The following is a 24,573-nucleotide window of genomic DNA, read 5'->3' as shown; positions in this document are numbered from 1 at the left end:
TATTATTGCAAATTATTCGACTCACTATCTCATCTATTTTGAAAAATAGCTAAGCGCGCAATAGTAATTTGCATTCTCAAATCTATGTTACTATAATGTAGCGGTAATGAAAAAGATTATTTTTTTAATAGTATCCGTATTAACAATTTTTTTTCTGAGCGGCTGCGTGCAGATAGAGGTTAATCAAAAGATAAAACGTACCAGTATGATCGATCTCTCAATCATGTTTAAAGCAAAATCTCCGGAGATTTTGAATGTTGTTAAACAAAATATTCAAATAAGCCCCAAAATTAAGGCAAAATTTTCTCAGCAGGAAACGTCTGCCAGCGTGACCTACAAGTTTAGAAACTTTGACCCGTATAAGGATGAATTATTTGATGATAAAGCTAATTTAACTCCGGGCATTCAGTCACCACTTATGAATATAGAAAGCTATCAATTTAAAAAAGAATTTAAGTTTCCTTATTATGTTTTAACTTATTCCATAAATATGAACAATGTTAATGGCAATAACGGTGGTGATCTTGTCACCGGCGGTCTGAGGGCAGGGTATACTATCAGAGTATTTGGCAAGATAATTGAAACAAACGGCAGCAGGATCGACAAACATACTGTAAAGTTCGATATCGGGTTATATGATAAAAAAATTTACTATGTCAAATTTAAAGATTTTTTCCTGATTACCTGGTTTTGCGTGCTATTCAGGCTCGGATAAATTTCTTGTTAATCCCCGGTAACCAGGCTTATTTAATTCGTATGATAATCGCATCCATCAGGTTGCCGAATAACTGGTTCATCTGATTTGCATACTGCTCCATGTTAACCTCTTCGTTTTTAACATTGCTGGTCTCGGCAGTGCTGAAAGATCTTTTTAAATTTATTTTGTAAGTATTATTGTCTTTGGTGTAGATATCAAATAAGTCTACTTTTATGGCATCGTTAGGGGTGTTATTGCGGTTTGCAGAAATACCCAGCTTAAAGTAACGATCAAACCCTAACATCAGATGCACGGTGATGACGGCGTCAGTGCCAAGAGATTTGTTAATTTCATTATAAATATCCTGATTTCCTCTTTGAGCCATCGCATTACCGACTTCCCCCATACCGAATGCTCCCACTCCGCCGCCTGTTGCCTTAAATCCGCCGGCCGGCATCATAAGAAATTTTACGTCCATTTTATTTTGACGAGAATACCAGACAAGAGTTTCAGATTCATTTCCTGCCAGTTTGTTAAAGTTTTCGTCAGCAACAAGTTTGTCCGGCGCAATTATTTCAATCCCTGCAGTTTTGAGTTTTTCAATAAAAGTATTATAGAGAACATTGGAGGCGGCCTGATACAAAGCAGGGTCCTCGTAACTGTAAGTCATTTCATCTGTGCGGTCATCCTGATAAGAATTCTGGTAGCAAACTGTAAATTCAACGACAGCTGCTTTTTTTATCCTTTTGAATACAGACAGGTCGCCGTCCAACTGATTGGCTATTTCGTTTAATCCTTCCTGGGTGGCCGGATTCACTATGACAGGATCCAGTACACCGCCGAACGAAAAAACAAAGAAACAAAACATTAATGCTAAAATTCTAAACATAAATATTTTCTCCTTATGGATGATAATCACAAATTTTAGCACTGCAAATGAGGTTTTGCATCAGGAATTTTAAAAATTAATGGAGAAATGTCCTATTTGTGTACGGTATCAGCCACAAGTTTTACCCAGAATTCTCTGTTACGCGGGCCGTCAAATTCCATAAAAAAGATTCCCTGCCAGGTACCCAGCTGAAGTTTTCCTTCTTCAATAATAAAGGTTTGCGATGAGTTAATAATACTGCTTTTGATATGCGCGTCCGAGTTGCCTTCGGAATGCTCAAAAACAGGATCTTGCGGGATCAACCTGTTCAAAAAATAATTCATATCATGCTTAACATCAGGGTCGGCATTTTCATTAACTGTGATTCCGGCAGTGGTATGCGGACAATAGACCACGACTATGCCCGAACTTATATTTTCTTTTTGAATAACAGTCTGGACTTGTCTGGTGATATCAATAATATGAGTACGATTTGTCGATTTGACTGTTATTTTATGCATATTATTATTATAACACTAATAATTTTTTAATGCGTTATGTCATTCTCAGGCTTGATCCCGCTTCGCCATAGGCTACGCCGAGGCGAGCCGGAGATTCCGGATGAACAAAAACGATAATAAATACTGGATTCATATAAGAGGTTAATAAATGATATCTACTTTATCAACCTTTTGTAAATTCTCAATTTCCTCTAAATAGTTTAGCAGTACATTTTTATTCCATTTAATATAGGAACTATAGTGTAGAGCTTCGGAGATATCGTAAAAGACCAGCAAAGTCGGGGAGGGCCTGTCTGTCTGATCAGGCTCAGTAGAGCTTTTTAATCTTTCTACCATCACCGGTCTTTTGATAGCAATCTGTTTGCGGGTGTAGGGTGATAATGTAAATAACAGATCTTCAGTAATTCTGCCGCTGACACCCCATATCTGAAAAAAAGTGTCCTGATATTTAATAGAAGGTTTATGGTTATTTTCAAACCTGGTCAAAACATAGCTTTTATCGGTTTTAAAAAAGTTAATTGTATGTTTGCCCCAAAAGCCCTGATTATAATCCAAAGCTTCATTGATATAACCGTTATTATATAATTCATCTAACGGGACCCAGTAAACGCCTTCGGATTTAATTTTTTCATATTTGATATTCAGCTTATTAATGTCACAATTCCAAACAAACAATTCGGGACACAAGTAATGCATTTGAGCCTTGCTCATAGACTCATCAACTCTGGGAGCTGTGTTCTGCAGGTTCAGCAAACCTATATGGTGCAGGTTATTGATATCTGTTTTTTTCAGATCGAGTATTTTTTTAATTTTTTCAGTAGCCAGAAAAATATTTGCCTGCCTGAAGTCGCCTGTGGATCTGTAGTTTTGGAGTTGAGCTCCATACGTATTTATAAACCCGTTCCGCCAGGCGTGTTTGTCAAAACGTGACCGTTGAGTGATTAACATATAGAGCTGGCTATTAATTTTTGAGAGTATAATAATAGAAGCCATGCCGGTGGTATGTAAAGGGATTTTATACCCTGGCTTATCTATTGTTTCAATATAATCCGGGTATCCGGGTATGTTTATCCGCTGATTGGTCTTTAAAAAAAATTTTAATGTATCTATCTCCTTATCGGTAAAATGATTACAGCTTATACCGGTATCGCAATTTTGCAATAGATGTATGTGATCATAGGTCCCGTGCTTATTGGTATTTGGCGGCAGATCGATGTCAGATTTCTTTGTAGCTGCACAAGGAGCAAAGGCTATAAGCTTATAAAACATATTAATATAACGATTGTATCCTAGCTATATTTCAATTATGTTTTATAACCCCAAACCCTTCAGATTGCTCAATATCTGTTCCTTAATTTGTTTTATCTTGTCCTGCCCGGCAGATTTGGTAGCAGCGGTTATGGCATCAATGCGATTGCGGTCCGGACTTTCGAAGATCACACCATAAGGTACATTAAATTTTTCATAGGAAGAAAAATATATAATATTCGAAGCGTATTTTTGCTTAATTATATAATCCCTGGCTTCCGGCATAGGGCCGAAAGCATGTACTTCGGACAACAGGATGACCGCGTCATAGCAAACAGCAGGGTGCGCTGAAGCATTGCTCAGGTTGTCAGTAACCACTTGAGTATTCATATCCCTTAAGCTGTCCGACAGTTGGTTCATTAAATCGGTTTTGGCTATAGACGGATAAACAAGTATACATACTTTTCCTGTTTTTTGGGTGGCGTTACTGGTCGTTTGCCCGGGAGGTATCGCTCCGGCAAGGTTAACCATGAACAGGGCTGTAATAAACAACAGACGAATTAACATTTGAATGATCCTTTTTAATCCTGCGACCATTAACACTGAAAATATGATTAAATTGTAATTGATTTAAATCACAGAGAAAAAGGCTAGATAAATTATAGTAAATTAACAGATGACCAACTAACTAAGGATTAGTTGGTCATCTGTTTTTATTTGACTACAGGTAATAAATAAAACCTATTTGAGCAAAAGTATTCTTATTCGTCGAAGTGCTGGTATATCCGTATGCACTTGAACCTGTATAATTATAAGTCATAATGTCTATTCCATAGCTGCCAGTGAAGGCAAATGATTTATCTTCATCGGGATAATATTCACAGTTTATGTAGTATCTCATCCCTTCTATTTTGAGGCTATCATAATAAGGATCATAATATGTTCCATGATTTAAAACACGGGGATTATAGGTATACATATCAACCCCTGCGTATAGATTTATCCGTTTTGCCAGAGACAACGGGAGCAGCACCTTCGCGCCGTAAAATACATAGGCATATTCAACACTATAGGCGTAGCTAGATCCACTATATGTATAGGAGTAGTCATAGGCGCTATAGTTTACCCCGACATTAACATTGATCAGTTTAAACAGATTGATACCAATTCTACCTTCATTATTCCAACCCCCGGTAAGAACGCTAAAATCTATTCCAAAGCTTTGACCAAGCATCAGAACTCCCAGAACCAGCAACAAACAAATTTTTTTCATAAAATACCTCCTTTTTTTCTACGTAATATTATCTATTATATATAATAATTAACCAAAGTATATAGATTCCAATAAAACGCATAATATTATTGTAAGTGTTAGAAACAGTTGTAAACCAAGCATCATAAAATTTTTTGTTTAGCTTTAGATGGGAATTATCTTGCGGTTTTCACAGACACAAAAAATTTGGTTCTCGCTTCGTTTTTGAAATTTCAGGCCGGGAATTTTTCTTCCGCGGCCTTCCCTGGCCGCTATTCCTCGCACTTGCTCGGCGGAAAATTCCCTTCTCGCCCGTTCTACTGAACGTTTATTTAGAAATTTTAAATTAGATGGAAAATGTTTTTAGATTGATCACGATACCGCCATTTTTTTACGCTCGTAAAAAAATGGCGGGGACGAACGGGCTCGAACCGTCGACCTCCTGCGTGACAGGCAGGCGCTCTAACCAGCTGAGCTACGCCCCCGCGTATTGTTTAATTTGATCAGATTCTGTGATCCGATCTCTGGTTGTTCAATTTCAAATTTACATCGGTTTATAAGCCGTTACTATGCTCCTCGCGAACTCGTCGCGAAGCGAAGGATGGTGATCTGGGCGGGAATCGAACCCGCGGCCACTTGATTAAAAGTCAAGTGCTCTACCAGCTGAGCTACCAGATCATCTAGGTTTCTTGCTACATAATATCAAATTATTGCTCAATCAGCATCGTAAAAAAATATTGTGAACGCAAGCTGAGCTATCCCGAAATTCTTAGAAGCTGCGCTTCTCTAGAATTTCGAGGATCCTCGAGAAACAATAAAATCAAAGATTTTTGGTTTCTCGGGACCGGATCATATCAGACAAACACTACTTTTCTGAAAAAGCTTTGCTATTTTAACAATTTAGACCTTAACGGTCAATTAAGTTCTGCCGTAAATTTTTAGTTTTTTTTGTCTTTGGTAAAAGTGGCTGACATCCATTTCCAATCGGTCCTGTCATAATGATGGAGGTTAGAAATAAATGAATCAATGAACAATTGCCGACGATAATTAGTATATAACAACCTGAACACAAAGGAGATAAAATGGATAGCTTCACTAGTTTAAACACATCTAATACAAATTACAGTCTGATTAAACCCGATAGTCTAAAACCCGCTATTAAAGCTGCTGAGGACGTGGAACCGGTAAAAACACAACCGATTAAATATGGTCCTTCACAGGAAAGTACAGTACCTGGCTGGTTTGCGTAATTATCCCTGCACAGGTTTTACTAACTCAATTTTATTATTTTCATTAACAGTAGCCCAGTCGAATTCCAGAGGATCAAAATCAGGTTTGGCCCAGAAAGTAGATAAATGTAAATGCGCCGGGCATTTATTCTGTGACGAAGCAATAACCAGTGGTTGATCACCTTGATAAACTTTTGTATTGACAGTCAGTTCCCTGTCTGGGGCAGGCGCAACATGGGCGTAGGCCAGGTATAAAGTTCGTTTGTTGGGATCGGTAATATTAGTGCGCACCAGAAAGGTAAAACCGATGAAATCTTTGTGGATTGCTGCCAATACCCCATCACAAATCATGGGGATAGGCTGTCCTGCTTTAACCTGACTTACATCAGCGGCCATATAACTGTATAGGTCTACGCCTTCGTGTGGATAAGGGCGCTGATTGGCAGACAAAGGCATCCACCATTGTTTGGTTTCCAGATAGCCCATTCCATATTCCATAAGCCAGTGCTGAAAATTTTCAATGCCAAACCCATTGCCCAGCCATGAACGCATCAAAGAATAGTAGTGCCTGATTCCAGAGAATTCCCGGGTTGTAGCAATAATTTTGGTTAACATATTTCTACTGTTTCAATCGTTTTTGATAATACATCGAAACCGGAAGAGAATAATCTCAGGAAGGTTTAAAAATGCTTAAATTTTTCGCTGTTCAACAGCCACAATATTGTGTAGACTTATCAGATAAGAATTATATATCAATTCAGAGGAAGGAATGATAGAAATGAATCTAAATAAACTGTTATTTTTGTTAGTCATTATTGTTGTGCTGGGCATGTTTATTCTCTGGCGTATAGCTTATAAAAAGGCTCAGCCCGTGGTTCCGCCGATCAGTATTAAGGTTGTAGTGGATGGCGTCACTGCCAATGCGGCCAGTGTTATTCTGGAGGCCAGGCAGGATGAAAAATATACAAATATCAGCCTGAATATCAGTCAGGACAAAGCTAGCGGAACATTAATCCTGCCGGTGGGTAAGTGGCTGATGACCGTAACGAGTTTCACAGCCAATAAGAAACCCCTGCAAAGCACCAATATTTTATTTTCCAATGTTAATTCCCGCAACAATACTGTAAACTTGTTTTTTTACGGGCAGTCTTATCAGGACCTGGTTACGGTTTTTGACCAGGAAGTAACCAATCAGGGTGGTCAGAATATCAATCTGCGCGGTTACGGGGCGCAGAACGCGGTGTATATGATAGACAGCGCGGCTGATGTGCAGAAATCAAAATTTTGTCTTACAGGTGATGATTATCAGAAAATTAAACAAAGCGGGGCCAATACTATACGTTTTTATCTTCAGTACGATTGGTTAACTCAGGCTAATGAACAAAGTTTCTTTAATTATGTGGATGATCAGATAAAATTGGCCAGGAAAAACAATCTTTATCTGATACTCAATCTTCACTTTTTTGGAATGGCCCAGGATGTGCAAGCCAATAAAGCCGATGGTTTTTACAAGGGCGACCTTTACAAAAATAATTATGATATTATCAGTTTCTGGCAGAAAATATCTGACCGCTATAAATATGAAGCGTGTATCGCAGGTTATGATTTACTCAATGAGCCGGCTTGCGATGAAACCTTTACTGAAACCAAGCTCTATGACCTTTATGCCGCTTTAATCAAGACAATTCGCGGCAATGGTGATGATCACGTTGTTTTTGTGAGTGACCCTGTAAGAAAGTTTTATGAGGTGGGGAAGCCTTATTATATTACTCAGGATGCTTTTAAAAAGCTTCAGGACAGTCTGGTTATTTATGAATATCACTGGTACATGCCTATAGAGTTCACACATCAGGGCATGTTCGAATCTCCATATTTTGAACTGGGCGCCACTTATCCGTTCGAAAAGAAAGACGCGGATTATAAAGGCGGGTACTACAGCAATCCATATTGGAACAATACTCCGGACGGCAGATGGAAGCTATATAAAGGGCATTGGGTTGATCTTGTAGCTCAGGCTAATTGTACTGTGGATACCAAAGAGGATCAGTTTAATGTTTCCTTATCCGCAGGCAAACTCAAAGGTAAAGCCTGGTTTGACGATGTAGTGATTGAGAAGAAGAATCTGGCCACAGGCAAGGTTGAAAAACTAATTGTGAAAAAACCTAATTTTTCTCAATTTAAAGATTACGAAGGCTGGACGACTACCCCTAATCAATCCAAACTGCCGGCAGGCTGGTATGCCTTGAATGATCCGGAAAGCACCGGTATAAAATTTGCCTGGGACATGACTAATGATCATACCGGTGACAAATCTGGTTCTTTAATGATAGATGGTGTCAGCGCCAATTGGCAGGGTAGTAACCAATGGGCTAACTGGGGCCAGAGCGGCGGTGCTTTGTCCACTTATTATCCTATTGAAAAAGGTTATGCTTACAGGGCTTCAGCCTGGATAATGGTTAAAGATAACCCCGGTTTTAATGTTTCTTTAGCGCTGAACGTTCACAGAGTCAAGCAATACAAGGTAGATAAGGAATACATGAAGACCAGGATCACCGATTATTATAAAAAATGGGCTGATGCTCATAAGGTACCGTTATATTGCGGAGAATTCGGCACAACCGATCCTGTTCAGCTGAAATTTAACAAGAAATTCGATAACAAAGCACAGGTCCTCTGGGTATCGGATATGATTAATATTCTGAATGATACAACCAGGCACTGGGCTTATCATTGCTATAAAGCCTATGCGGGCAGGGGAGACCTTTTTGGGCTGTTTGACACCGGCGTAGAGGACAAAGCCCTGCAGAAAGTCATACAAACCGGTTTTTAGGAGTAAAGAACCTGCATTTTATCGACTGTTCTTACGATATATTTATTATAAGAATGTTGATAAAAGGGGTGTTTTCCTTTGGGAAGAATAGAAACTGCGCCTGGACCGGATGGTATACAAAGAATCACCAATCAAAATTCTTTTCAGGAGAAGTCTCCTGCTCATTTGCCGGCAGCAAATGTGGATATGAATGACGGTTTACAGGAAAGTACCGAAGGCCTCGCTTTAAGAAATTTATTGCTATATATACAAGGTACAGCTAATAATGATGTAATTCTTGTTGAGCAAAAAGATAATAAGGTCAAAGTTTCCCTGAACGGTAAAATATCAAATTATTCTATTGCGCGGCAATTTGTTATTAATACGGGCGGTGGAAACGATTTATTGAAGATCAACGGTTCAAACATCAATATAGCTCAAATTATCGGCGGGTCTGGAACGCTGGATTTACGCAACGGCTGGGTTATGCAATATCCCGGAACAAATATTAGTGTTATTCAGACGAGTGGTATTTTGAAGATGCATAATGCCGGTAATGTTGACCAGGTCATTGCCCCAAACAATGGAAACAGTATAGGCAACTATGGAACTATAAATATACTCAACTGTTCAGGCAGCATTCTCAACGGATTCAAGGGTTTGGGTAACCGGATAAACAGTATTATAGCGCAGGGTGCCCTGGTTATAGGAAATTACAGTAATATCGGATTGATTACAGGTAATCCGGGTACCAGTTCTACATATAATTATTCAGGTGGACATATAGATGAAATCATTTTTTCCGGCAAGGGCTATCAGGCGATTAATAACGAAGGATCAATTTCCAGGGCCAATATAGGGCCAGGATCGGGATATGTGAGAACCGGCGGAGCTATTTTGAACCTTCATCTTGGAGGAAATTTGTATTATGGAGATCACAATCAGGATGTAGTTGAATCTTGTCCGGGAGCTATTTATAATCTGACCGGTGTGGGTCCTGAAGATCAAATAATTATGGATTCACGTTTTTGTCACTAGAATATTTTTTCATTTTTTAACGAATTGAAGCTATTTTAGTTAAAAAATCACCTGATATTACCACTTTTTCAGTAATAATTCCGCTTATTAACTCTGCTGGAGTTACATCAAACGCCGGATTTTTAACTTTCACGCCCTGAGGCATAACCCTTACACCATTAATAGTCGTTACCTCTTCTGCTCCTCTTTCCTCAATTATTATTTCTTTACCGGTTTTGATATTAAAATCAATAGTGGACACAGGAGCTGCCACATAAAATGGGATTTTATGAAATTTGGCTATTATAGCTACATTGTAGGTGCCTATTTTATTGGCAGTGTCGCCGTTCAAAGCTATTCTGTCCGCACCAACAACCACCATATCTATTAATCCTTGTTTCATAAAGTGAGCAGCCATATTATCGGTTATAACCGTTACCGGGATTTTTTCCTGTATGAGTTCCCAGGAGGTAATTTTCCCACCCTGCATACGTGGCCTGGTTTCATCCGCGTAGACCATTTTTAGCTGACCGCGATTGTGCAGTTCGCGAATTACTCCCAAAGCTGTGCCCCAGTATACGGTAGCCAGAGAACCGGCATTACAATGAGTAAGCACCGCTACTTTTTTGTTCTTTTGAACCAGATCAGCTCCCAGGTTTCCTATACTGCGGTTAGTTGCTTCATCGTCATCGGCCATTTGCTGGACATAGGCCCAGATGTTTTTCTGCATGTCAGGCAGGTCTTTCTGTTTTTTTACCCATTGTAAGATGCTGTTAACTGCCCAGGACAGATTTACAGCTGTTGGCCTGGCTGATATCAAATATTCACCGGCTTTATTTATTTTTTGTATAGGAGTTGTTTTATCCTTAAGTCCATTAATGTAAAGAGCCATGCCCGCGGCCGCGGCAACGCCTATAGCCGGTGCTCCTCTAACAATCATGGTTTTGATGGCATTGTACATTGCCTCGATATTTTTTATTTCAATGATTTTCAATTCTTTAGGAATCAACGTTTGATCGATCAAAAAAACACGTTTATTTTTAAGCTCTATTGTTTTAGGCAGCATTATATCCACTTTTCCTTTTTGTCATTGCGAAGAGCGTCCGCAACGTGGACAGCCGAAGGAGGGCTGCGCTTCGCTCGCAATGACTTTATAGATTCATGTTTCAGTTCTGTCCTGCTAGATAATTTATTCTGCAGGCTGATTCCGTGACCGATATATAATGATAAGCTTCTTCCAATGTTTTTCCCCAGGCAAATACTCCGTGTTTGTCTACGATTACTGTATTATTGTTTTGTGTATACTTTTTTATACCCTTGGCAACATCAGCTGAAGCTATGGTGTTTTTAACTTTCATTACCGGAATACATTTCAGGTAATATTGTCCTTCCATGTCTACGGGAATAATTTCTCTATTTTTTATGCCCATAATCACAGAATAGGGCGCGTGAGCATGGACAATAGCGTTTACTTGAGGATTTGATTGATATATAGCTCTATGCACAATAAGTTCCATGGAAGCATTTTTGTCTTTTTCGGTTTTATCAGTAATATGGACTTTAACTATACTTTTTAGTTTCAAATCATCGAGCATTGAGCCTGTATGAGTGATGTAAACGAAATTCCCTGAGCGTACGCTGATATTCCCGCTATGTGAATTGTTCAGTCCCAGGTTAAATAATTTTTTACCTACTCTTTGTATTTGTTTGAATATTACGTATTTTTTTATCATTTATTTCTCTGGCACTCTTAGCTTGACGAAGGGTATTTCAGTCATACTTCGTCAGGATCAGCATGACCACTTTTTCTCACCCTTCACCCTTCACCCTTCACCCTTCACTTTTCACTTTTCACTTTTCACTTATCTAGATCTTCGCTGCTTCAATTACATTATGACAACTGCATCCGCGGTCAGGATCTATGTTCTTGATTACCGAGAATAGAAGTTTCTGTAGATTACTCAGGTTGTCGTTGAAAGTTTTCAATATATCTTTAACTACCGTATTATTTTCATCCTGCTCCAGTCCGCAGTCATAATCTGTTATCAGCGATATATTTACATAGCACATTTCCAGTTCTCTGGCCAGAATCGCTTCCGGGTATTGAGTCATGTTAATAACTTCCCAACCCTGATTAATGAACCATTTGGATTCGGCTTTAGATGAAAAACGAGGTCCGTTAATAACCACAACAGTTCCTTTGGGGTGAACATCTATCCCGATTTTTTTGGCCGCCTCGTACACAGTTTTGCGTAAAAAAGGACAATATGGCTGATCTGAAGTTATATGGGCAACTACCGGCCCTTCATAGTATGTGTCAGTGCGGCCCCAGGTTCTGTCCACGAACTGATCGCAGATCACAAAACTTCCTGGTTTTACATGCTTTTGCAGGGAGCCGGCTGCTCCAGGTCCGAAAATCTGTTTTACTCCTAATTCCTTAAAAGCCCAGAGGTTGGCTCTGTAATTAATTTTATGGGGTGGATATTCATGTTTTACTCCGTGTCTGGGAATAAAGGCAACACGCTTACCTTCTATGGTTGCAAGAAATATATGACTGCTGCACGGCCCGTAAGGAGTGTGCATTTTAACTTCTTTTATATTTTCTCCCACCTTGTAAAAACCGCTTCCACCAAAAATTCCTATTTTTGCCTCTTCCATTATTAATCTCCTTTTTTATTTGATATTTTTTTAATTATATTTGTTGTGGAATATCCCTGTACAAACGGCAATATCTTTAATTCTCTGGCAAATTGTCTGCCGATAACTTCTGATGGTTTATAATCGCCGCCTTTTACCAAAATATCTGGTTTGACAGTTTTGAGCAGTTCATAAGGAGTATCCTCTGAAAATTCTACTATGTAGTCAACAAAATCCAGATGCGAAAGCAGGTTCATCCGATCCTCAGATTTATTTATCGGCCTGGTTTTGCCTTTAAGTTTTCTTACGGATGAATCGCTGTTTACACCAATAATCAGAATGTCTCCAAGTGATTTGGCTTTTTTTAAATACTCCAGATGTCCGCGATGTATAATGTCAAAACAGCCATTTGTGAATACAATTTTTTTATTATTGTTTTTCAACTTTTTTAAAGTAATATCCAGAGTCTTCATGTCCAGTATTTTGGACATAGTGGGGTTCAGGGCAATCATCAGCTCTTCAATATAAATTGGAGTTGTTCCAAGTTTGCTGACTACGATACCAGCGGCCAGATTTGCCAGGTAAGTGGCGTCAAGTATATCTTTGCCCTGTACTATTCCCCAGGCAAGAGTAGCTATAACGGTGTCCCCTGCGCCTGATACATCATAAACTTCTTTAGCCTCAGTGGGAAAATGACGCACAGATTTTTTGGAAATCAGCGACATTCCTTTTTCCGAGCGGGTAATTAACAAATATTCAAAATTATATTTTTTTAATATTTCTTTTCCGGCTTTTTCTATAGACTTGTCTTCATTGCTTACCGGAGTCTTCAGAATTTGTTCCACTTCCTTAACATTTGGAGTTACCAGAAACGCACCGTCGTATTTGTCCCAGTCCTGTCCTTTGGGATCGATCAGCACCGGGATATTTTTCGCCTTGGCATAGCCGATTATCATTTTGCATAGAGCCGGACTACAGGCTCCTTTATTATAATCGGAGATGATAATGGCTTGTATTTGTCCGGACATACCCAGTTGTTTTTTTGTTTGTTCAATAAGGTTTTTCGTAATATTTAGTGGTTCCTCAAAATCCAGCCTTGTAATCTGCTGATGTTCACCAAGCACTCTTATTTTGGTGACTGTAGGGTTATCAGTCGTTACAGTTTGCAGGTTCACATTAGCTTTTTTTGCCAGAGCACTCAGATCTCTGGCATGCTGGTCTTTTCCTGTAAAACCTAGAAGAACAGCAGCCATATTTAAAGTGGCAATATTATGCGCGACATTTCCGGCCCCGCCAAGTGTGGATGTTTCTTTATTTACTTTTACAACGGGAACAGGTGCTTCAGGGGAAATACGGGATACAGAACCACGGAAATATTTATCCAGCATAACGTCACCGAATACAGCAATTTTATGGCGGCTTAATTCGGAAATATTGATTGGCTGTTTAATTTTTTTAGCCATAATCTTTATTATGCAAAGAAATCATAAAATTGACAACTATAATCTCTTGAGCACTGCTTTTATCATTGTGTTATAATGCTCTATGTTCTTTGATTCCAAAAAACAAAGAGAACTGATGGTGGAGCATCAGCTGAAGCGTCGGGGGATTTATGATACAAGAATTATAAATGCCTTTCTCGAAATTCCGCGTGAAAATTTTATTCCCGAAATGGAACGGGCCAATGCTTATGAAGATGGGCCTGTCCCTATAGGTCATGGTCAGACAATTTCTCAGCCCTATATTGTCGCCCTCATGACCCAGCTTCTCGACCCTAAACGTACTGACCAGGTATTGGAAATAGGGGCCGGTTCGGGATATCAGTCCGCGATATTGTCCCGAATGGTAAAAAATGTGACAAGTGTAGAGATTATTGCTTCATTAGCCAAATCAGCTCAGGAAAATCTTGATAATCTGGGCATCATTAATGTTAAAGTAATTCATGATGATGGTTCAGCTTTAATATTCAAGAATAAAAAATTCGACAAAATTATTGTAACTGCAGCGGCACCGGAAATACCCGCCATATGGATTGATCTGTTAAAGGAGCGTGGAATAATCGTGATACCGGAAGGAAATTCCTTTAATCAGTACTTGAATACCTATCAGAAAATAAATGGAAATCTCAAGAAAGTAGGGCAGTCTGTTGGTGTTCGCTTTGTGCTGCTCAGAGGTAAAGAAGGCTTTAATTAGTTGGAGGTTGAAGGCTTAGGGTTTAAAGGGTGCCCGGGGCTGTAATGTCATACTGAGTCCAGACGAAGTGTGAAGAGGTTTAAAGTTTAAGGATTAAGGATTAAGGATTTAAATTGAAGGTAAAAAGATATAAAGTTTAGCGGATAGAGCTGTTGAAAATAAAGAATTGAGTTGCTATAATTAAATCCCGTTGAACACGGTTGATTTTGGAGGACGCTGATGCCCAGATATCACTATAGATGCGAAAAATGTGCTCATGAATTTGAAAAACGTCAAAGCATGACTGAAGAACCCGTAAAAATATGTCCTGTCTGCCAGGGCCAAACCTCAAGGATTATATCTTCCAATGTCGGCATTGCCTTTAAAGGTACAGGTTTTCATATTAATGATTATAAATCCAAAAAATCAGATGTTGCTCCTTTGGCAAAGCCGTCTAAGGATTCAGGTACTACCGGAGCAAAAACATCCTGATTACAGCTTATGAAAGGGGGAATATATGGTTAACATCGAAGAACTGAATAAAAAAATCGAACAGGAAACGATCTTATTAACTAAAATTAAAGAAGAAATTAAAAAAGTTATTATTGGTCAGGAGGATATGATCGAGCGGATAATAATTGCTTTGATCAGCGGGGGACACGTGCTTTTGGAAGGAGTACCCGGTCTGGCTAAAACATTAACTATTAAAACAATAGCCAGAGTTATAAGCGGTACTTATAAAAGAATTCAGTTTACCCCGGACCTGTTGCCTGCAGATATTATAGGTACTATGATTTACAATCAGAAGACCACAGAGTTTTTTACCAAGAAAGGTCCGGTTTTCGCGAATATTATTCTGGCTGATGAAATAAACCGTTCTCCTGCCAAGGTGCAATCCGCATTATTAGAGGCCATGCAGGAAAAGCAGGTGACGATAAGTGATGATTCCTATACATTGCCCAATCCCTTTATGGTACTCGCAACACAAAATCCTATTGAACAGGAAGGAACCTATCCTTTACCTGAAGCTCAGGTAGACAGGTTTATGCTTAAAATCAAGGTAACTTATCCCTCCAAAAAGGAAGAAAAAGACATCCTTGATCTTATGGAAACAAATTTTGAAAGTCAGGTTAATTCTATATTAACTCTGCAGGACATTTTGCGTTTACAGCAGATAACCAGGGAAGTATATATTGATCCCAAGCTAAAAAGTTACATAGTAGATATAGTTTTTGCTACCAGGGAACCTGAAAATTACGGATTGGCCAAAGTTAAAAATCTTATTGATTTCGGCGCTTCACCCAGAGCATCTATTTATCTGATGCAGGCAGCCAAGGCAATGGCTCTTATGCAACAAAGAGGGTATGTGATTCCTGACGATATCAAGATTATAGCTAAAGATGTTTTGCGTCACAGGGTAATTCTTTCTTATGAAGCTGAAGCTGAACAGGTTGTTGTGGAAAATTTAATTGATGATGTAATCAGGGAGATAGAAGTACCGTAAAAAGTGAAAAGTGAATGGTGAGAAGTGAGTGGGTTTAGTGTAAATGAGTTAATGTGTGGATTAGTGGTTTAAGCTATGGAAGTAAAAGAGCTGCTTAAAAAAGTACGGAAGATAGAAATTAAAAGCCGCAAGATAGTAAACACCTTATTTCTTGGAGAATATCACAGTGCTTTCAAAGGTAAAGGTATAGAATTCAGTGAAGTAAGAGAGTATCAGTATGGTGACGATATCCGTCTGATTGACTGGAATGTTACTTCCAGGATGGATAAGCCATTTGTGAAGGTGAATCACGAAGAACGGGAGCTTACCGTGTTCCTGCTGATCGATTTATCCAAAAGCCTTTTATTCGGTACAAGAAACCAGATAAAGCGTGATCTTTTGACCGAGTTAGCAGCAATTTTTGCCTTTTCAGCAATAACTAACAACGATAAAGTCGGACTACTCATCTTTGCGGACAAAGTTTATAAATATGTTAAACCGGCAAAGGGGAAAAAACAGGTCCTGAAGATCATTTATGATATTATTGATTTTAAGCCTGATGAACAAGGCGGTAGTACCGATATCGCCGCTGCTTTGGGTTATTTTAATCAAATCCAGAAGAGACAGGCAGTGGTTATATTAATATCGGATTTTCTGGCTAAGGGATATTCGGATGCCCTGAAATTTACATCCAGAAAGCACCAGCTTGTTCCAATCTGGCTGCAGGACCTGTTTGAAGAGAACATTAAGGGTTTTCCATATTTGCGGTTTCTGGATATGGAGTCGGGCAGGGAATTTATTATCAATTCATCTTCCGGGAAATGGGTAAAGGATTATTCGCAGCATATAGAAAACAGGAAATCTCAATTAAAAAAAATGTTCAGACAGGCTCGTATTGAACCCATGGCTATTTATACCGATAAGCCCTATTTGCCGGTTTTGTTGAATTATTTTAAGGGGCAGGTATGAGAGGGGCTGCTAATTTTTTTGTCTTTTTTCTTTTGATATGTTCTTTGGTTTTTGCCATACCTGGAGCTGAAGTTGAAATTAATAAAAGAAACGTCACCCTGGGTGAGGATTTGAATTATACAGTTAATTTTGACATAAATTTTCTTAAAGGCCGTTCCCTGAACTTTGTGGAGAATTTTTCGGATAATACTGCTTTGGTTGTTTTATCACAGAATTATTTCCAAACTGAGAAGCAGATTAAAAAAAGTTACCAGCTTTCCTTCTTTGAACTGGGTATACAGAAGATTCCCACCCTCACAATAATAGCTGGGACTGAAAATATTGTTTTTACTCCACTTACAATCAATGTAGTTTCTGCCTTTGACAGGCAGGGAACCAGAGATTTTATCCTGAACTTCAAACCACAGGAAAATATTAGGCTCAAATGGTGGAATTATCTGGCAGTACTTATAATAATTGGCGCTATTGTTACTGCAATTTTCAAATTTCGTGAGAAGTTAAATAAAAAGCCCACTGCTAAGGAAGAACAGGAACAGCTGAAATTAAACGCCTATCAGTTGGCCCTGCAAAAACTGCAGGCGTTACAAAGTGAGAACGTATGGCAAAAGGATTTAAAAGAATACTGCTTCCGCCTGTCATTTATTATGAAAGAATATCTTAGCTCGGTTTTTGATTTTCCTTTTTTGGAAAGCACTACCTATGAGATTAAAAGCAAGCTGCCTGATTACCTGTCAAAAGAAAACACCGATGCTCTTTATTCTTACTTTATCAGCCTTGACCCTGTAAAGTACGCAAATAACAGTTTATCGCCAAGTGAGGCCAAAGGAAAAATAAAATTGACAGAATCACTTCTCGAGCTTATAGAAGAATATTTAAAACAACAAAAGGAGCCGGACAATGAACTTCAGTCATTTTAGACTGCTTTTTATTATTCCTTTTCTTTTGGTGCTTGTAGTATTCTTTATTAACAGGAACAAGCTGCAGTTGCGAATACCATCCGATATTTTACTGCCGTTAAATGACAAGGAGATTAAAAAAAATAAAATCAGGTATTATCTGCCTGTTATTATTTTTTGCCTGGCACTTATTTTATTAATGATTGCCCTGGCCAATCCTCAAAAAATGCTTACCAATCAAAAAACCAATGTAGAGGGTATTAGTATAATGCTGGCTATAGATCTATCCGGAAGCATGGAAGCTGAGGATTTTGTGCCGAAAAACCGGATCACGGTTTCCAAAAAAGTAATTTCAGACTTTATCCGTCATCGGGACAACGATCTTATAGGCGCTGTTGTTTTTGGCACCTATGCCTTTCTTATGTCTCCATTGACTGTGGACTACGCTTTGCTGCAAAACCAGATAAATTCTCTGGAAATCGGACAGATCGAAGGACAAACAGCAATTGGCGACGCTATTGTTAAAGCCGTAAATCATTTAAGGAATTCCGCTACAAAATCGAAAATTATTATTTTATCGACAGACGGCGAGAGCAATACCGGCGATGTTGACCCCATAACTGCAGCTCATCTTGCAGCCGCTGTAGGCATAAAAGTATATACCATAGGTATTGGCAAACCGGGAGGAGCACCTGTTCCCTATATCCATCCGGTTTTTGGTAAACAATACTACAGAAATCCTGACGGTTCTATTTATCTGACCAAACTTGATGAAGAAACCCTCAAGAAAATTGCTGACATTACTGGTGGAATTTACTTCAGGGCAATAGATGCCGAATCTTTATCCCAGGTTTATCAATATATCGACCGGCTGGAAAGAACTAAAATAGAAACCAAAACAACAGTTAAATTCCGTTCTGAATATTTTATTTTTGCTTTTTTAGGATTTATTTTCTATATCATTTATTTAGTGTATGATTTTTATTTTTTAAAGGTAAACAGATAATGGAATTTTTATATTTTAAATCAATATATATTTATTTGCCGGTTGTTATACTGCTGATAGGAATATTCCTTTATTTCTATTCCCGACAAAAAAAGGTTATAAAAACAATAGATACCCGACTCCTGGCCGGAATTTATCCCGTTTCTTTACGAAAAATAAAGATAAAATTAATCTTCCATTTGTTGGCGGTTTTCTTGATAATGTTAGTTCTTTTAAGACCTGTCCTACCCATCCAGAAAGATAAAACGGAAACTTTTAAAATGGACATTGTGCTGGCTATGGATATTTCGCCAAGTATGCTGTCCAGAGATATTTATCCGGACCGTTTAACCAGGGCCAAGCAGGAGATTTCCAGCCTGCTTAATCATTTGCCGGCATACAGGACAGCTTTGGTACTTTTTAGCGGACAGGCTTTATTACAGGTACCGATGACAGTAGATTACGGCGCTATTAAATTGTTGCTGAACGATATTCAACCTGACTATATTTCCAGCAAAGGCACAAATTTTTTTGATGCTTTACGAACAGCTGAAACAGCTTTAAAACCATCGCCGCCAGATTTTAAAAAGCTTGTAATTTTGCTGACGGACGGCGAGGATCATAGCTCTGCCCTGGAATCGGTCATAAATGAAATGAAAAAAAGAGGAATAATTGTATATTGCATAGGGATAGGGTCCGAAGCCGGAGCGCCTATTCCGGTTTTTGATGAAAAAGGTAATATTGTTGATTACAAAAAAGATAAACAGGGCAACCCAATAATTTCCAGATTACATGGGGATGTGTTAACGGACATAGCCAGGCAAACAGGAGGACAGGTATATTTTGTAGACCAGACTTCTTTTAATTTAAGTACGATTGTCAGCAATATAGAAAACATTGAAAAGGAAAAATCCCTGGTCGAAGTAAAAGTTGCGGGCTACCAGGAACTGTTTCAGTATTTTCTGGCAGTTGCCCTTTTCTTTATGGTTCTGGCCATTATTATTTCTTCACGGGTAAGCATGATTGCCATGATTTTTGCTTTGATTATGTTTTATCATAATACCACTTATGCTTCTGACGCCTTTAATTATTCTGAATGGAAAAATAATCAGCAAGGAAATTACCATATAAAGACCAGGGCTTATAACAAAGCTATACAGAATTATTTACGAAATACAGCCAAGAAAAATATAAATCCTGTTTCCCATTACAATCTGGCGAATACACTAGCCGGGATTGGTAAGCCCGAGGAAGCATCCAAAGAATGGCAAAAAACTTTAGAACAAAGCAAGAATAAAAAATTAAGAAGTGAAGTGTATTTTAATCAGAGTGTTGTTAATATCAAACAACAAAATTATAGCGAAGCCAAAAATAATCTTATCAATACTCTTAAAAGCAACCCTCATGACCAGGATGCAAAAAAGAATTTGGAATTAGTGCTGCAAATGTTAAAATTAAATAGAAATCAGCAGAAACAACGCAGCTCCGAAAATAACCAGCAGAATAAACAACAGGAAAACAAAGATAAAGGACAGACGCAAAAACAGGACAGTAAATACTCTAAAAAAGATGCCGAACAAATATTGGATAATTTTAATAACAACAAGGTGTTTACACCCCAGAATAAAAGGGATAGAAAAGATGAAGATCAGGATTGGTAGCCTAATATTATTGCTGATATTTAATTGGACATTTGCAGAAATGTCCGTTCAAGCCAGAGTTGACAGAAAGCAAATAGCTGTTAACGAGACTTTAACTTTTACACTGGAAGCAAGCGGCGATAAGGATTTGCCTAATCTGACCTTGCCTCCTCTTGACGATTTTATTGTAATAGGAACATCCAGAGTTTCCAGGGTGTCGATAATAAACGGCCAAGTTAGCAAAGTGCTTGAGTCCAATTATACATTATCGCCCAAACGTGAAGGTGATCTTAGTATTCCGAGTATGACGATAAATATTGATGGGAAAAAAATTTTAACTGAACGGATAATTGTAAATGTTTCCAAGGCAGTTGCACAAACAAACCAGCAAAAAGATATTCAGTCAGGACAACAAAATGTCCAGCAATCAGCCTCAAATATTTTTTTAGAAGCCGAGACAGCCAAAAAGAAATATTATCAGGGTGAACCGATTATTTATGTCCTTAAATTTTACAACCGTTTACCTTTATTCGGACAACCGAATTTAAAAGAAGCTCAGTTAATAAATTTAACCCGCGCCTCAAAGCTGGAAACTAATAATAACAGTTATAAAAAAATAATCCAGGGACGTAATTATATGGTTAATGAGTTGTCTTCAGTCTATTATCCGTTAGATACCGGAAAAGCATCATTTGATTCAGCCATTATAGCTTATTCGGTTTCTCCATTTGAACCAAATTATGAGGTTCGCTCCAATCAGGTCAACCTGAATGTTGTCAGTATACCGTCTCACAACAATTTTGGTCAGGGAGTGGGACATTTTACAATTTCAGTAGTTTTGGACAAAGACAATGTACTCATGAATGAGGGGTTCTACTACAGGATTGTTATCAGCGGTTACGGGAACCTGCGATTGGCTACTTTGCCTGATATTAGACTGCCAAGTGATGTGGAGAGATTTGATCCCAAGGTTACTCTGGAAGAAAAGTTTACTACAGATGGTGTTAAGGCGCAAAAAACCTTTGAATTTTTATTTATTCCCAGAAGTGCTGGAAAAATAACAATTCCTCAATTGGAATGGACATATTTTGATCCGAATTTTGAGAAATTTATTACTTTGCAGGCTCCTGCCAGGATCGTTAATATAAAACATGGTAAGTATAAAGATAAAACCTCCTTAAATATGGTAATGCAGCAGTCGGTTCAAAAAGAAAACGAAGATATATATTATATTAAAATGGGGCTTGGGCCTATATATAATATCAACGGACAGAAGCTAAAAATTTATGTCCTTCTTATTATAATAATTTTATTTGTTACAGGTTTTTTTTATAATAGCTTATTAGTTATAAAGAATCTCTGGTTTACTCAGAGCCCTGAAAATCATTTCAATAAAAGCATTAGAAATATAATAGATGGAGAACAATTTTATAATCTTTTATATTCAGCTCTTACAGCGTATATTGCAGAAAAGAAAAAAATTAAAATCGGTGAGGTTAATCATAAGCTACTGGAAAGCTATTTTAGCGGTAAAAAAACCGGACCGGAAATTATTAATTCCCTGCATTATTTTGAAGACAAAAAATTTAGGCCGCAGACCGAAGTAGATAGGGAACTAATAAAAAATGATTATCAGACTGCACTTAAGTTGTTTAAACAAATGAGGGATATTTTATGATTAAAAAAACATTATTTTCAGCAATTGTATTTTTATTTAGTTATTCTCTGGCAATGAACACAGAAAGTACGAATACGTTTCAAAAAGCGAATGATTTCTATAAAAATGAGCAGTATATCGAAGCTCTTATGCTTTATAAGAAACTTGTTAATGAGGGAGTTTATTCAGTCGGACTATATTTTAATATGGGTAATGCGTACTTTAAATTAAAAGATTTCATTAACAGTCGTTATTATTATGAGAAAGCCTATTTATATAGCCCTAATGACAAGTCAATCGCTCATAATCTGGCACTTGTTAAAGTTAATTTCCAAGACAGGGAAGATAAGAAGGCAGATTTTATTCAAAATTCCTATTCTCTGTTAAAAAACAGTTTATCCCTGGATAGTATAATATGGTGTTATCTTATATTGTTAACCTTGTTCTTGTTGAGTTTATTATTCTATAGACATTCCCGAAAAAAAATTATAAATGTCCGTAGATTATCTTATATGCTGTTTGGTCTGTTGTTATTGTTTTTTTTATTAACATACTCGCGCGTATCATATTTTTTTAGTCCTGATCAGGCTTTGGTTTACATCGACAGGGTAGAGGTTAAAAGCGGTCCGTCCGATGATCTGGCCACGTTGTTTATTATACATCAGGGGGCGAAAGTCAGGGTTATTCAAAAAAATGATAGCTGGATAAATATTGAATATACCAGGCAACTTAATGGCTGGATACCGGCTAAATCCATAAAAGTAATCTAAATTTTTTGAAAACGTTATACCGAGCGTAGTCGAGAAATCTTTTCATTATTATTTATATTTAACATGCTAATAAATAAAAAAGCCCACTACACGTGGGCTTTTTTATTACGATCAGTCAATTCTATATAGAATTACTTAATACCTTCAAAGCTTGCTTCTATATGTTTTTTGTCTTTAACCTTGGTAACCATGGTTACCAGAATCAAAACAACAATTGCTACAGGTAATGCTAAAGCTATTGGATCTACTACAGGCCAGGGCATTTTCGCAATCAGAACTTCTTTACCGAAGATCATTTTACAAACCCCCAGAGCTGCCGCTTCTTTTTTATGGAGAAAAAGAAGGCAAAAAACACTGCTTAAAAAACCGATAATAATACTGGACACTGCAGCCTGTTTAGTAACTCTTTTGGAAAAAATTGCAGCGCAGTAAGCCGGAAGAAATGTAGCAGCACATATTCCGAAAAATATCGCTGTTCCCGGAGCAATAATGCTTTCAGGAAGTTTATATCCCAGTATTAAACTTACCAGAATAGCTACGATGATCCCGATACGATTTACCAGTATGGAATTTTCTTTAAACTTAAAGATTTTTTCCAGAAAATCACGCCCTATTGATGTGCCCATGGCATGGAATTGTGAACTTAGTGTGGACATAGCGGCTGCCAGCAGGGTCAACATAAACAGGTAAACGAACCAACTGGGCAGTGCGGCATTGATAAAATTAGGTATGATCAGGTCCACGTTTCCTTTGGCTACAGCAATCGATATTTTGCCGGTTGTGTTGTAAAAGAAAACATTGGAAAGAGCTCCCACTACAAACGCTACACCGGTCATGGCCAGAATGAAAACCCCGCCTATTGCTACAGCTCTATTTAATTCTCTGTTGCTTTTTACAGTCATGAACCGGACCACAAGTTGTGGCTGGGCGAGAACACCTATACCCACACCTGCTACGATTGTAGATACCAGCGTCCACCACCATGGTGAACCGAAAGCGGGCATTGATGTCCACCCTAAATGTCCTATTTTTGCCAGTTTTTCAGGTACCAGCGGAGCCAGATTGGTAAGTGCCTGGTGAGCAGCTGTGATACCGCCCAGTTTCATATAGGTAAATACAAGTAGTACGCTCATACCGACGAACATGATTACTCCCTGCATTGCATCGGTATACATTACACCTTTGATACCTCCGGCTATAACATAGGCAGCCACTACCAGAGCAAATATCAATAAAGAGATTTCGTAATTAATATTCAGTGTCTGCTGCATAAATCTTGCGCCTCCGATTAATACTACAGAAGTATAAAGGGGCATAGAACAAAAAATAATTAACCCTGAAGCTTTTTGAATAAATGAAGACTGGAACCTTTTACCTAAAAATTCAGGAAATGTATGGGCTTCCAGATTGTGTCCCATTTTTCTAACGCGTTTTCCAAAAAATACAAAGGCGATAAAAATACCGACCAGTATATTCAGAAATGTCAGCCATAAAAGCCCCATACCGAACATTCCTGCTACACCGCCGAACCCTACGATAGCCGATGTGCTGATGAATGTTGCTCCGTAGGAAATAGCCATTATCATGGGGTGTACAGAACGACCGGCTACCAGATAGTCCTTAGCGTTTTTTGTCTGGGTATAGCCCAGGAATCCTAAATAGGCCATAACCAGCAAATATAAAACAATAATAATTGCTAATACACTTATGTTCATTACGGTCC

24 protein-coding genes and 2 tRNA genes are annotated in these 24,573 nt (G+C 38.2%); 13 read left to right on the top strand and 13 right to left on the bottom strand.

The window, feature by feature from the left end; all coding sequences use genetic code 11:
- Positions 1-106: 106 nt before the first annotated feature.
- A complete protein-coding gene (locus tag PHV30_02845) occupies positions 107-715 on the top strand; it encodes a hypothetical protein (GenBank protein ID MDD5455953.1) in 609 nt (202 codons plus the stop codon).
- A gap of 28 nt (positions 716-743) precedes the next feature.
- Here the strand turns inward: PHV30_02845 and PHV30_02840 are convergent, their stop codons facing one another.
- From PHV30_02840 to PHV30_02810, 7 genes are all read right to left on the bottom strand, one after another.
- Positions 744-1,586, bottom strand: a complete 843-nt coding sequence (locus PHV30_02840; GenBank protein ID MDD5455952.1) for a hypothetical protein — start codon at positions 1,584-1,586, stop codon at positions 744-746.
- Positions 1,587-1,678: 92 nt separating this feature from the next.
- Positions 1,679-2,086 carry a secondary thiamine-phosphate synthase enzyme YjbQ gene (locus PHV30_02835; protein ID MDD5455951.1) on the bottom strand — a complete coding sequence of 136 codons (408 nt, stop codon included), beginning with the start codon at positions 2,084-2,086 and terminating at the stop codon, positions 1,679-1,681.
- Between the two features lie 141 nt (positions 2,087-2,227).
- Positions 2,228-3,355, bottom strand: a complete 1,128-nt coding sequence (locus PHV30_02830; GenBank protein MDD5455950.1) for a hypothetical protein — start codon at positions 3,353-3,355, stop codon at positions 2,228-2,230.
- 42 nt (positions 3,356-3,397) lie between these two features.
- The gene (locus tag PHV30_02825) at positions 3,398-3,901 is read right to left on the bottom strand and encodes a hypothetical protein (GenBank protein MDD5455949.1); all 504 of its coding nucleotides are present in this window, start codon (positions 3,899-3,901) and stop codon (positions 3,398-3,400) included.
- 154 nt (positions 3,902-4,055) lie between these two features.
- Positions 4,056-4,607 carry a hypothetical protein gene (locus PHV30_02820; GenBank protein ID MDD5455948.1) on the bottom strand — a complete coding sequence of 184 codons (552 nt, stop codon included), beginning with the start codon at positions 4,605-4,607 and terminating at the stop codon, positions 4,056-4,058.
- Between the two features lie 387 nt (positions 4,608-4,994).
- Positions 4,995-5,071, bottom strand: a tRNA-Asp gene (locus tag PHV30_02815).
- A 117-nt stretch (positions 5,072-5,188) separates the two neighbouring features.
- Positions 5,189-5,264 (bottom strand) — tRNA-Lys (locus PHV30_02810).
- 404 nt (positions 5,265-5,668) lie between these two features.
- Here PHV30_02810 and PHV30_02805 point away from each other — a divergent pair.
- Positions 5,669-5,836: a hypothetical protein gene (locus tag PHV30_02805; protein MDD5455947.1), complete on the top strand. Its 168-nt coding sequence runs from the start codon at positions 5,669-5,671 to the stop codon at positions 5,834-5,836.
- Here the strand turns inward: PHV30_02805 and PHV30_02800 are convergent, their stop codons facing one another.
- On the bottom strand, positions 5,837-6,430 hold the full coding sequence (locus PHV30_02800) for a hypothetical protein (GenBank protein ID MDD5455946.1): 594 nt from the start codon (positions 6,428-6,430) through the stop codon (positions 5,837-5,839).
- A 163-nt stretch (positions 6,431-6,593) separates the two neighbouring features.
- Between PHV30_02800 and PHV30_02795 the strand changes: the two genes are divergently transcribed.
- Positions 6,594-8,645, top strand: coding sequence for a cellulase family glycosylhydrolase (locus tag PHV30_02795; protein MDD5455945.1), 2,052 nt, complete (start codon positions 6,594-6,596; stop codon positions 8,643-8,645).
- Between the two features lie 78 nt (positions 8,646-8,723).
- Complete coding sequence (locus tag PHV30_02790) at positions 8,724-9,662, top strand: hypothetical protein (GenBank protein MDD5455944.1); 939 nt, start codon at positions 8,724-8,726, stop codon at positions 9,660-9,662.
- Positions 9,663-9,678: 16 nt separating this feature from the next.
- Here PHV30_02790 and mtnA read toward each other — a convergent pair whose 3' ends face one another.
- From mtnA to hldE, 4 genes are all read right to left on the bottom strand, one after another.
- Positions 9,679-10,707 carry an S-methyl-5-thioribose-1-phosphate isomerase gene (gene mtnA, locus PHV30_02785; protein ID MDD5455943.1) on the bottom strand — a complete coding sequence of 343 codons (1,029 nt, stop codon included), beginning with the start codon at positions 10,705-10,707 and terminating at the stop codon, positions 9,679-9,681.
- 100 nt (positions 10,708-10,807) lie between these two features.
- Entirely contained in the window at positions 10,808-11,374 is a 567-nt protein-coding gene (locus PHV30_02780) for a class II aldolase/adducin family protein (GenBank protein ID MDD5455942.1), read from the bottom strand.
- A gap of 133 nt (positions 11,375-11,507) precedes the next feature.
- The gene (locus tag PHV30_02775) at positions 11,508-12,299 is read right to left on the bottom strand and encodes an S-methyl-5'-thioadenosine phosphorylase (GenBank protein MDD5455941.1); all 792 of its coding nucleotides are present in this window, start codon (positions 12,297-12,299) and stop codon (positions 11,508-11,510) included.
- A 2-nt stretch (positions 12,300-12,301) separates the two neighbouring features.
- On the bottom strand, positions 12,302-13,741 hold the full coding sequence (gene hldE, locus PHV30_02770) for a bifunctional D-glycero-beta-D-manno-heptose-7-phosphate kinase/D-glycero-beta-D-manno-heptose 1-phosphate adenylyltransferase HldE (GenBank protein MDD5455940.1): 1,440 nt from the start codon (positions 13,739-13,741) through the stop codon (positions 12,302-12,304).
- Positions 13,742-13,823: 82 nt separating this feature from the next.
- Between hldE and PHV30_02765 the strand changes: the two genes are divergently transcribed.
- The 9 genes from PHV30_02765 to PHV30_02725 all read left to right on the top strand — a co-directional run bounded on the left by PHV30_02765 (position 13,824) and on the right by PHV30_02725 (position 22,850).
- Positions 13,824-14,471, top strand: coding sequence for a protein-L-isoaspartate(D-aspartate) O-methyltransferase (locus PHV30_02765; protein MDD5455939.1), 648 nt, complete (start codon positions 13,824-13,826; stop codon positions 14,469-14,471).
- Positions 14,472-14,690: 219 nt separating this feature from the next.
- Entirely contained in the window at positions 14,691-14,942 is a 252-nt protein-coding gene (locus tag PHV30_02760) for a zinc ribbon domain-containing protein (GenBank protein MDD5455938.1), read from the top strand.
- Between the two features lie 25 nt (positions 14,943-14,967).
- On the top strand, positions 14,968-15,954 hold the full coding sequence (locus PHV30_02755; protein ID MDD5455937.1) for a MoxR family ATPase: 987 nt from the start codon (positions 14,968-14,970) through the stop codon (positions 15,952-15,954).
- A gap of 75 nt (positions 15,955-16,029) precedes the next feature.
- Complete coding sequence (locus PHV30_02750) at positions 16,030-16,902, top strand: DUF58 domain-containing protein (protein ID MDD5455936.1); 873 nt, start codon at positions 16,030-16,032, stop codon at positions 16,900-16,902.
- Positions 16,899-17,819 carry a hypothetical protein gene (locus tag PHV30_02745; protein ID MDD5455935.1) on the top strand — a complete coding sequence of 307 codons (921 nt, stop codon included), beginning with the start codon at positions 16,899-16,901 and terminating at the stop codon, positions 17,817-17,819. Before PHV30_02750 ends, PHV30_02745 begins: the two co-directional genes overlap by 4 nt.
- The gene (locus tag PHV30_02740; GenBank protein ID MDD5455934.1) at positions 17,800-18,804 is read left to right on the top strand and encodes a VWA domain-containing protein; all 1,005 of its coding nucleotides are present in this window, start codon (positions 17,800-17,802) and stop codon (positions 18,802-18,804) included. Before PHV30_02745 ends, PHV30_02740 begins: the two co-directional genes overlap by 20 nt.
- Before the next feature lie 200 nt (positions 18,805-19,004).
- Entirely contained in the window at positions 19,005-20,444 is a 1,440-nt protein-coding gene (locus PHV30_02735; GenBank protein MDD5455933.1) for a VWA domain-containing protein, read from the top strand.
- Entirely contained in the window at positions 20,425-22,101 is a 1,677-nt protein-coding gene (locus PHV30_02730) for a BatD family protein (protein ID MDD5455932.1), read from the top strand. The genes PHV30_02735 and PHV30_02730 overlap by 20 nt, the downstream gene beginning before the upstream one ends.
- The gene (locus PHV30_02725) at positions 22,098-22,850 is read left to right on the top strand and encodes a tetratricopeptide repeat protein (protein MDD5455931.1); all 753 of its coding nucleotides are present in this window, start codon (positions 22,098-22,100) and stop codon (positions 22,848-22,850) included. Before PHV30_02730 ends, PHV30_02725 begins: the two co-directional genes overlap by 4 nt.
- 131 nt (positions 22,851-22,981) lie before the next feature.
- Here PHV30_02725 and PHV30_02720 read toward each other — a convergent pair whose 3' ends face one another.
- The gene (locus PHV30_02720; GenBank protein ID MDD5455930.1) at positions 22,982-24,565 is read right to left on the bottom strand and encodes a sodium:solute symporter family protein; all 1,584 of its coding nucleotides are present in this window, start codon (positions 24,563-24,565) and stop codon (positions 22,982-22,984) included.
- Positions 24,566-24,573 lie beyond the last annotated feature (8 nt).

This window comes from Candidatus Margulisiibacteriota bacterium (assembly GCA_028715625.1).
In the GTDB taxonomy this organism is placed as follows: domain Bacteria; phylum Margulisbacteria; class Riflemargulisbacteria; order GWF2-35-9; family GWF2-35-9; genus JAQURL01.
The sequence above is the reverse complement of the archived record's forward strand: the minus strand, read 5'-3'. Positions and strand labels throughout refer to the sequence as shown.

Excerpts from the sequence above, each read along its gene's own strand:
- PHV30_02845 (MDD5455953.1), top strand. The coding sequence starts at position 107 with ATGAAAAAGATTATTTTTTTAATAGTATCCGTATTAACAATTTTTTTT.
- PHV30_02840 (MDD5455952.1), bottom strand. The coding sequence starts at position 1,586 with ATGTTTAGAATTTTAGCATTAATGTTTTGTTTCTTTGTTTTTTCGTTC.
- PHV30_02835 (MDD5455951.1), bottom strand. The coding sequence starts at position 2,086 with ATGCATAAAATAACAGTCAAATCGACAAATCGTACTCATATTATTGAT.
- PHV30_02830 (MDD5455950.1), bottom strand. The coding sequence starts at position 3,355 with ATGTTTTATAAGCTTATAGCCTTTGCTCCTTGTGCAGCTACAAAGAAA.
- PHV30_02825 (MDD5455949.1), bottom strand. The coding sequence starts at position 3,901 with ATGTTAATTCGTCTGTTGTTTATTACAGCCCTGTTCATGGTTAACCTT.
- PHV30_02820 (MDD5455948.1), bottom strand. The coding sequence starts at position 4,607 with ATGAAAAAAATTTGTTTGTTGCTGGTTCTGGGAGTTCTGATGCTTGGT.
- PHV30_02805 (MDD5455947.1), top strand. The coding sequence starts at position 5,669 with ATGGATAGCTTCACTAGTTTAAACACATCTAATACAAATTACAGTCTG.
- PHV30_02800 (MDD5455946.1), bottom strand. The coding sequence starts at position 6,430 with ATGTTAACCAAAATTATTGCTACAACCCGGGAATTCTCTGGAATCAGG.
- PHV30_02795 (MDD5455945.1), top strand. The coding sequence starts at position 6,594 with ATGAATCTAAATAAACTGTTATTTTTGTTAGTCATTATTGTTGTGCTG.
- mtnA (MDD5455943.1), bottom strand. The coding sequence starts at position 10,707 with ATGCTGCCTAAAACAATAGAGCTTAAAAATAAACGTGTTTTTTTGATC.
- PHV30_02780 (MDD5455942.1), bottom strand. The coding sequence starts at position 11,374 with ATGATAAAAAAATACGTAATATTCAAACAAATACAAAGAGTAGGTAAA.
- PHV30_02775 (MDD5455941.1), bottom strand. The coding sequence starts at position 12,299 with ATGGAAGAGGCAAAAATAGGAATTTTTGGTGGAAGCGGTTTTTACAAG.
- hldE (MDD5455940.1), bottom strand. The coding sequence starts at position 13,741 with ATGGCTAAAAAAATTAAACAGCCAATCAATATTTCCGAATTAAGCCGC.
- PHV30_02765 (MDD5455939.1), top strand. The coding sequence starts at position 13,824 with ATGTTCTTTGATTCCAAAAAACAAAGAGAACTGATGGTGGAGCATCAG.
- PHV30_02760 (MDD5455938.1), top strand. The coding sequence starts at position 14,691 with ATGCCCAGATATCACTATAGATGCGAAAAATGTGCTCATGAATTTGAA.
- PHV30_02755 (MDD5455937.1), top strand. The coding sequence starts at position 14,968 with ATGGTTAACATCGAAGAACTGAATAAAAAAATCGAACAGGAAACGATC.
- PHV30_02750 (MDD5455936.1), top strand. The coding sequence starts at position 16,030 with ATGGAAGTAAAAGAGCTGCTTAAAAAAGTACGGAAGATAGAAATTAAA.
- PHV30_02745 (MDD5455935.1), top strand. The coding sequence starts at position 16,899 with ATGAGAGGGGCTGCTAATTTTTTTGTCTTTTTTCTTTTGATATGTTCT.
- PHV30_02740 (MDD5455934.1), top strand. The coding sequence starts at position 17,800 with ATGAACTTCAGTCATTTTAGACTGCTTTTTATTATTCCTTTTCTTTTG.
- PHV30_02735 (MDD5455933.1), top strand. The coding sequence starts at position 19,005 with ATGTTAGTTCTTTTAAGACCTGTCCTACCCATCCAGAAAGATAAAACG.
- PHV30_02730 (MDD5455932.1), top strand. The coding sequence starts at position 20,425 with ATGAAGATCAGGATTGGTAGCCTAATATTATTGCTGATATTTAATTGG.
- PHV30_02725 (MDD5455931.1), top strand. The coding sequence starts at position 22,098 with ATGATTAAAAAAACATTATTTTCAGCAATTGTATTTTTATTTAGTTAT.
- PHV30_02720 (MDD5455930.1), bottom strand. The coding sequence starts at position 24,565 with ATGAACATAAGTGTATTAGCAATTATTATTGTTTTATATTTGCTGGTT.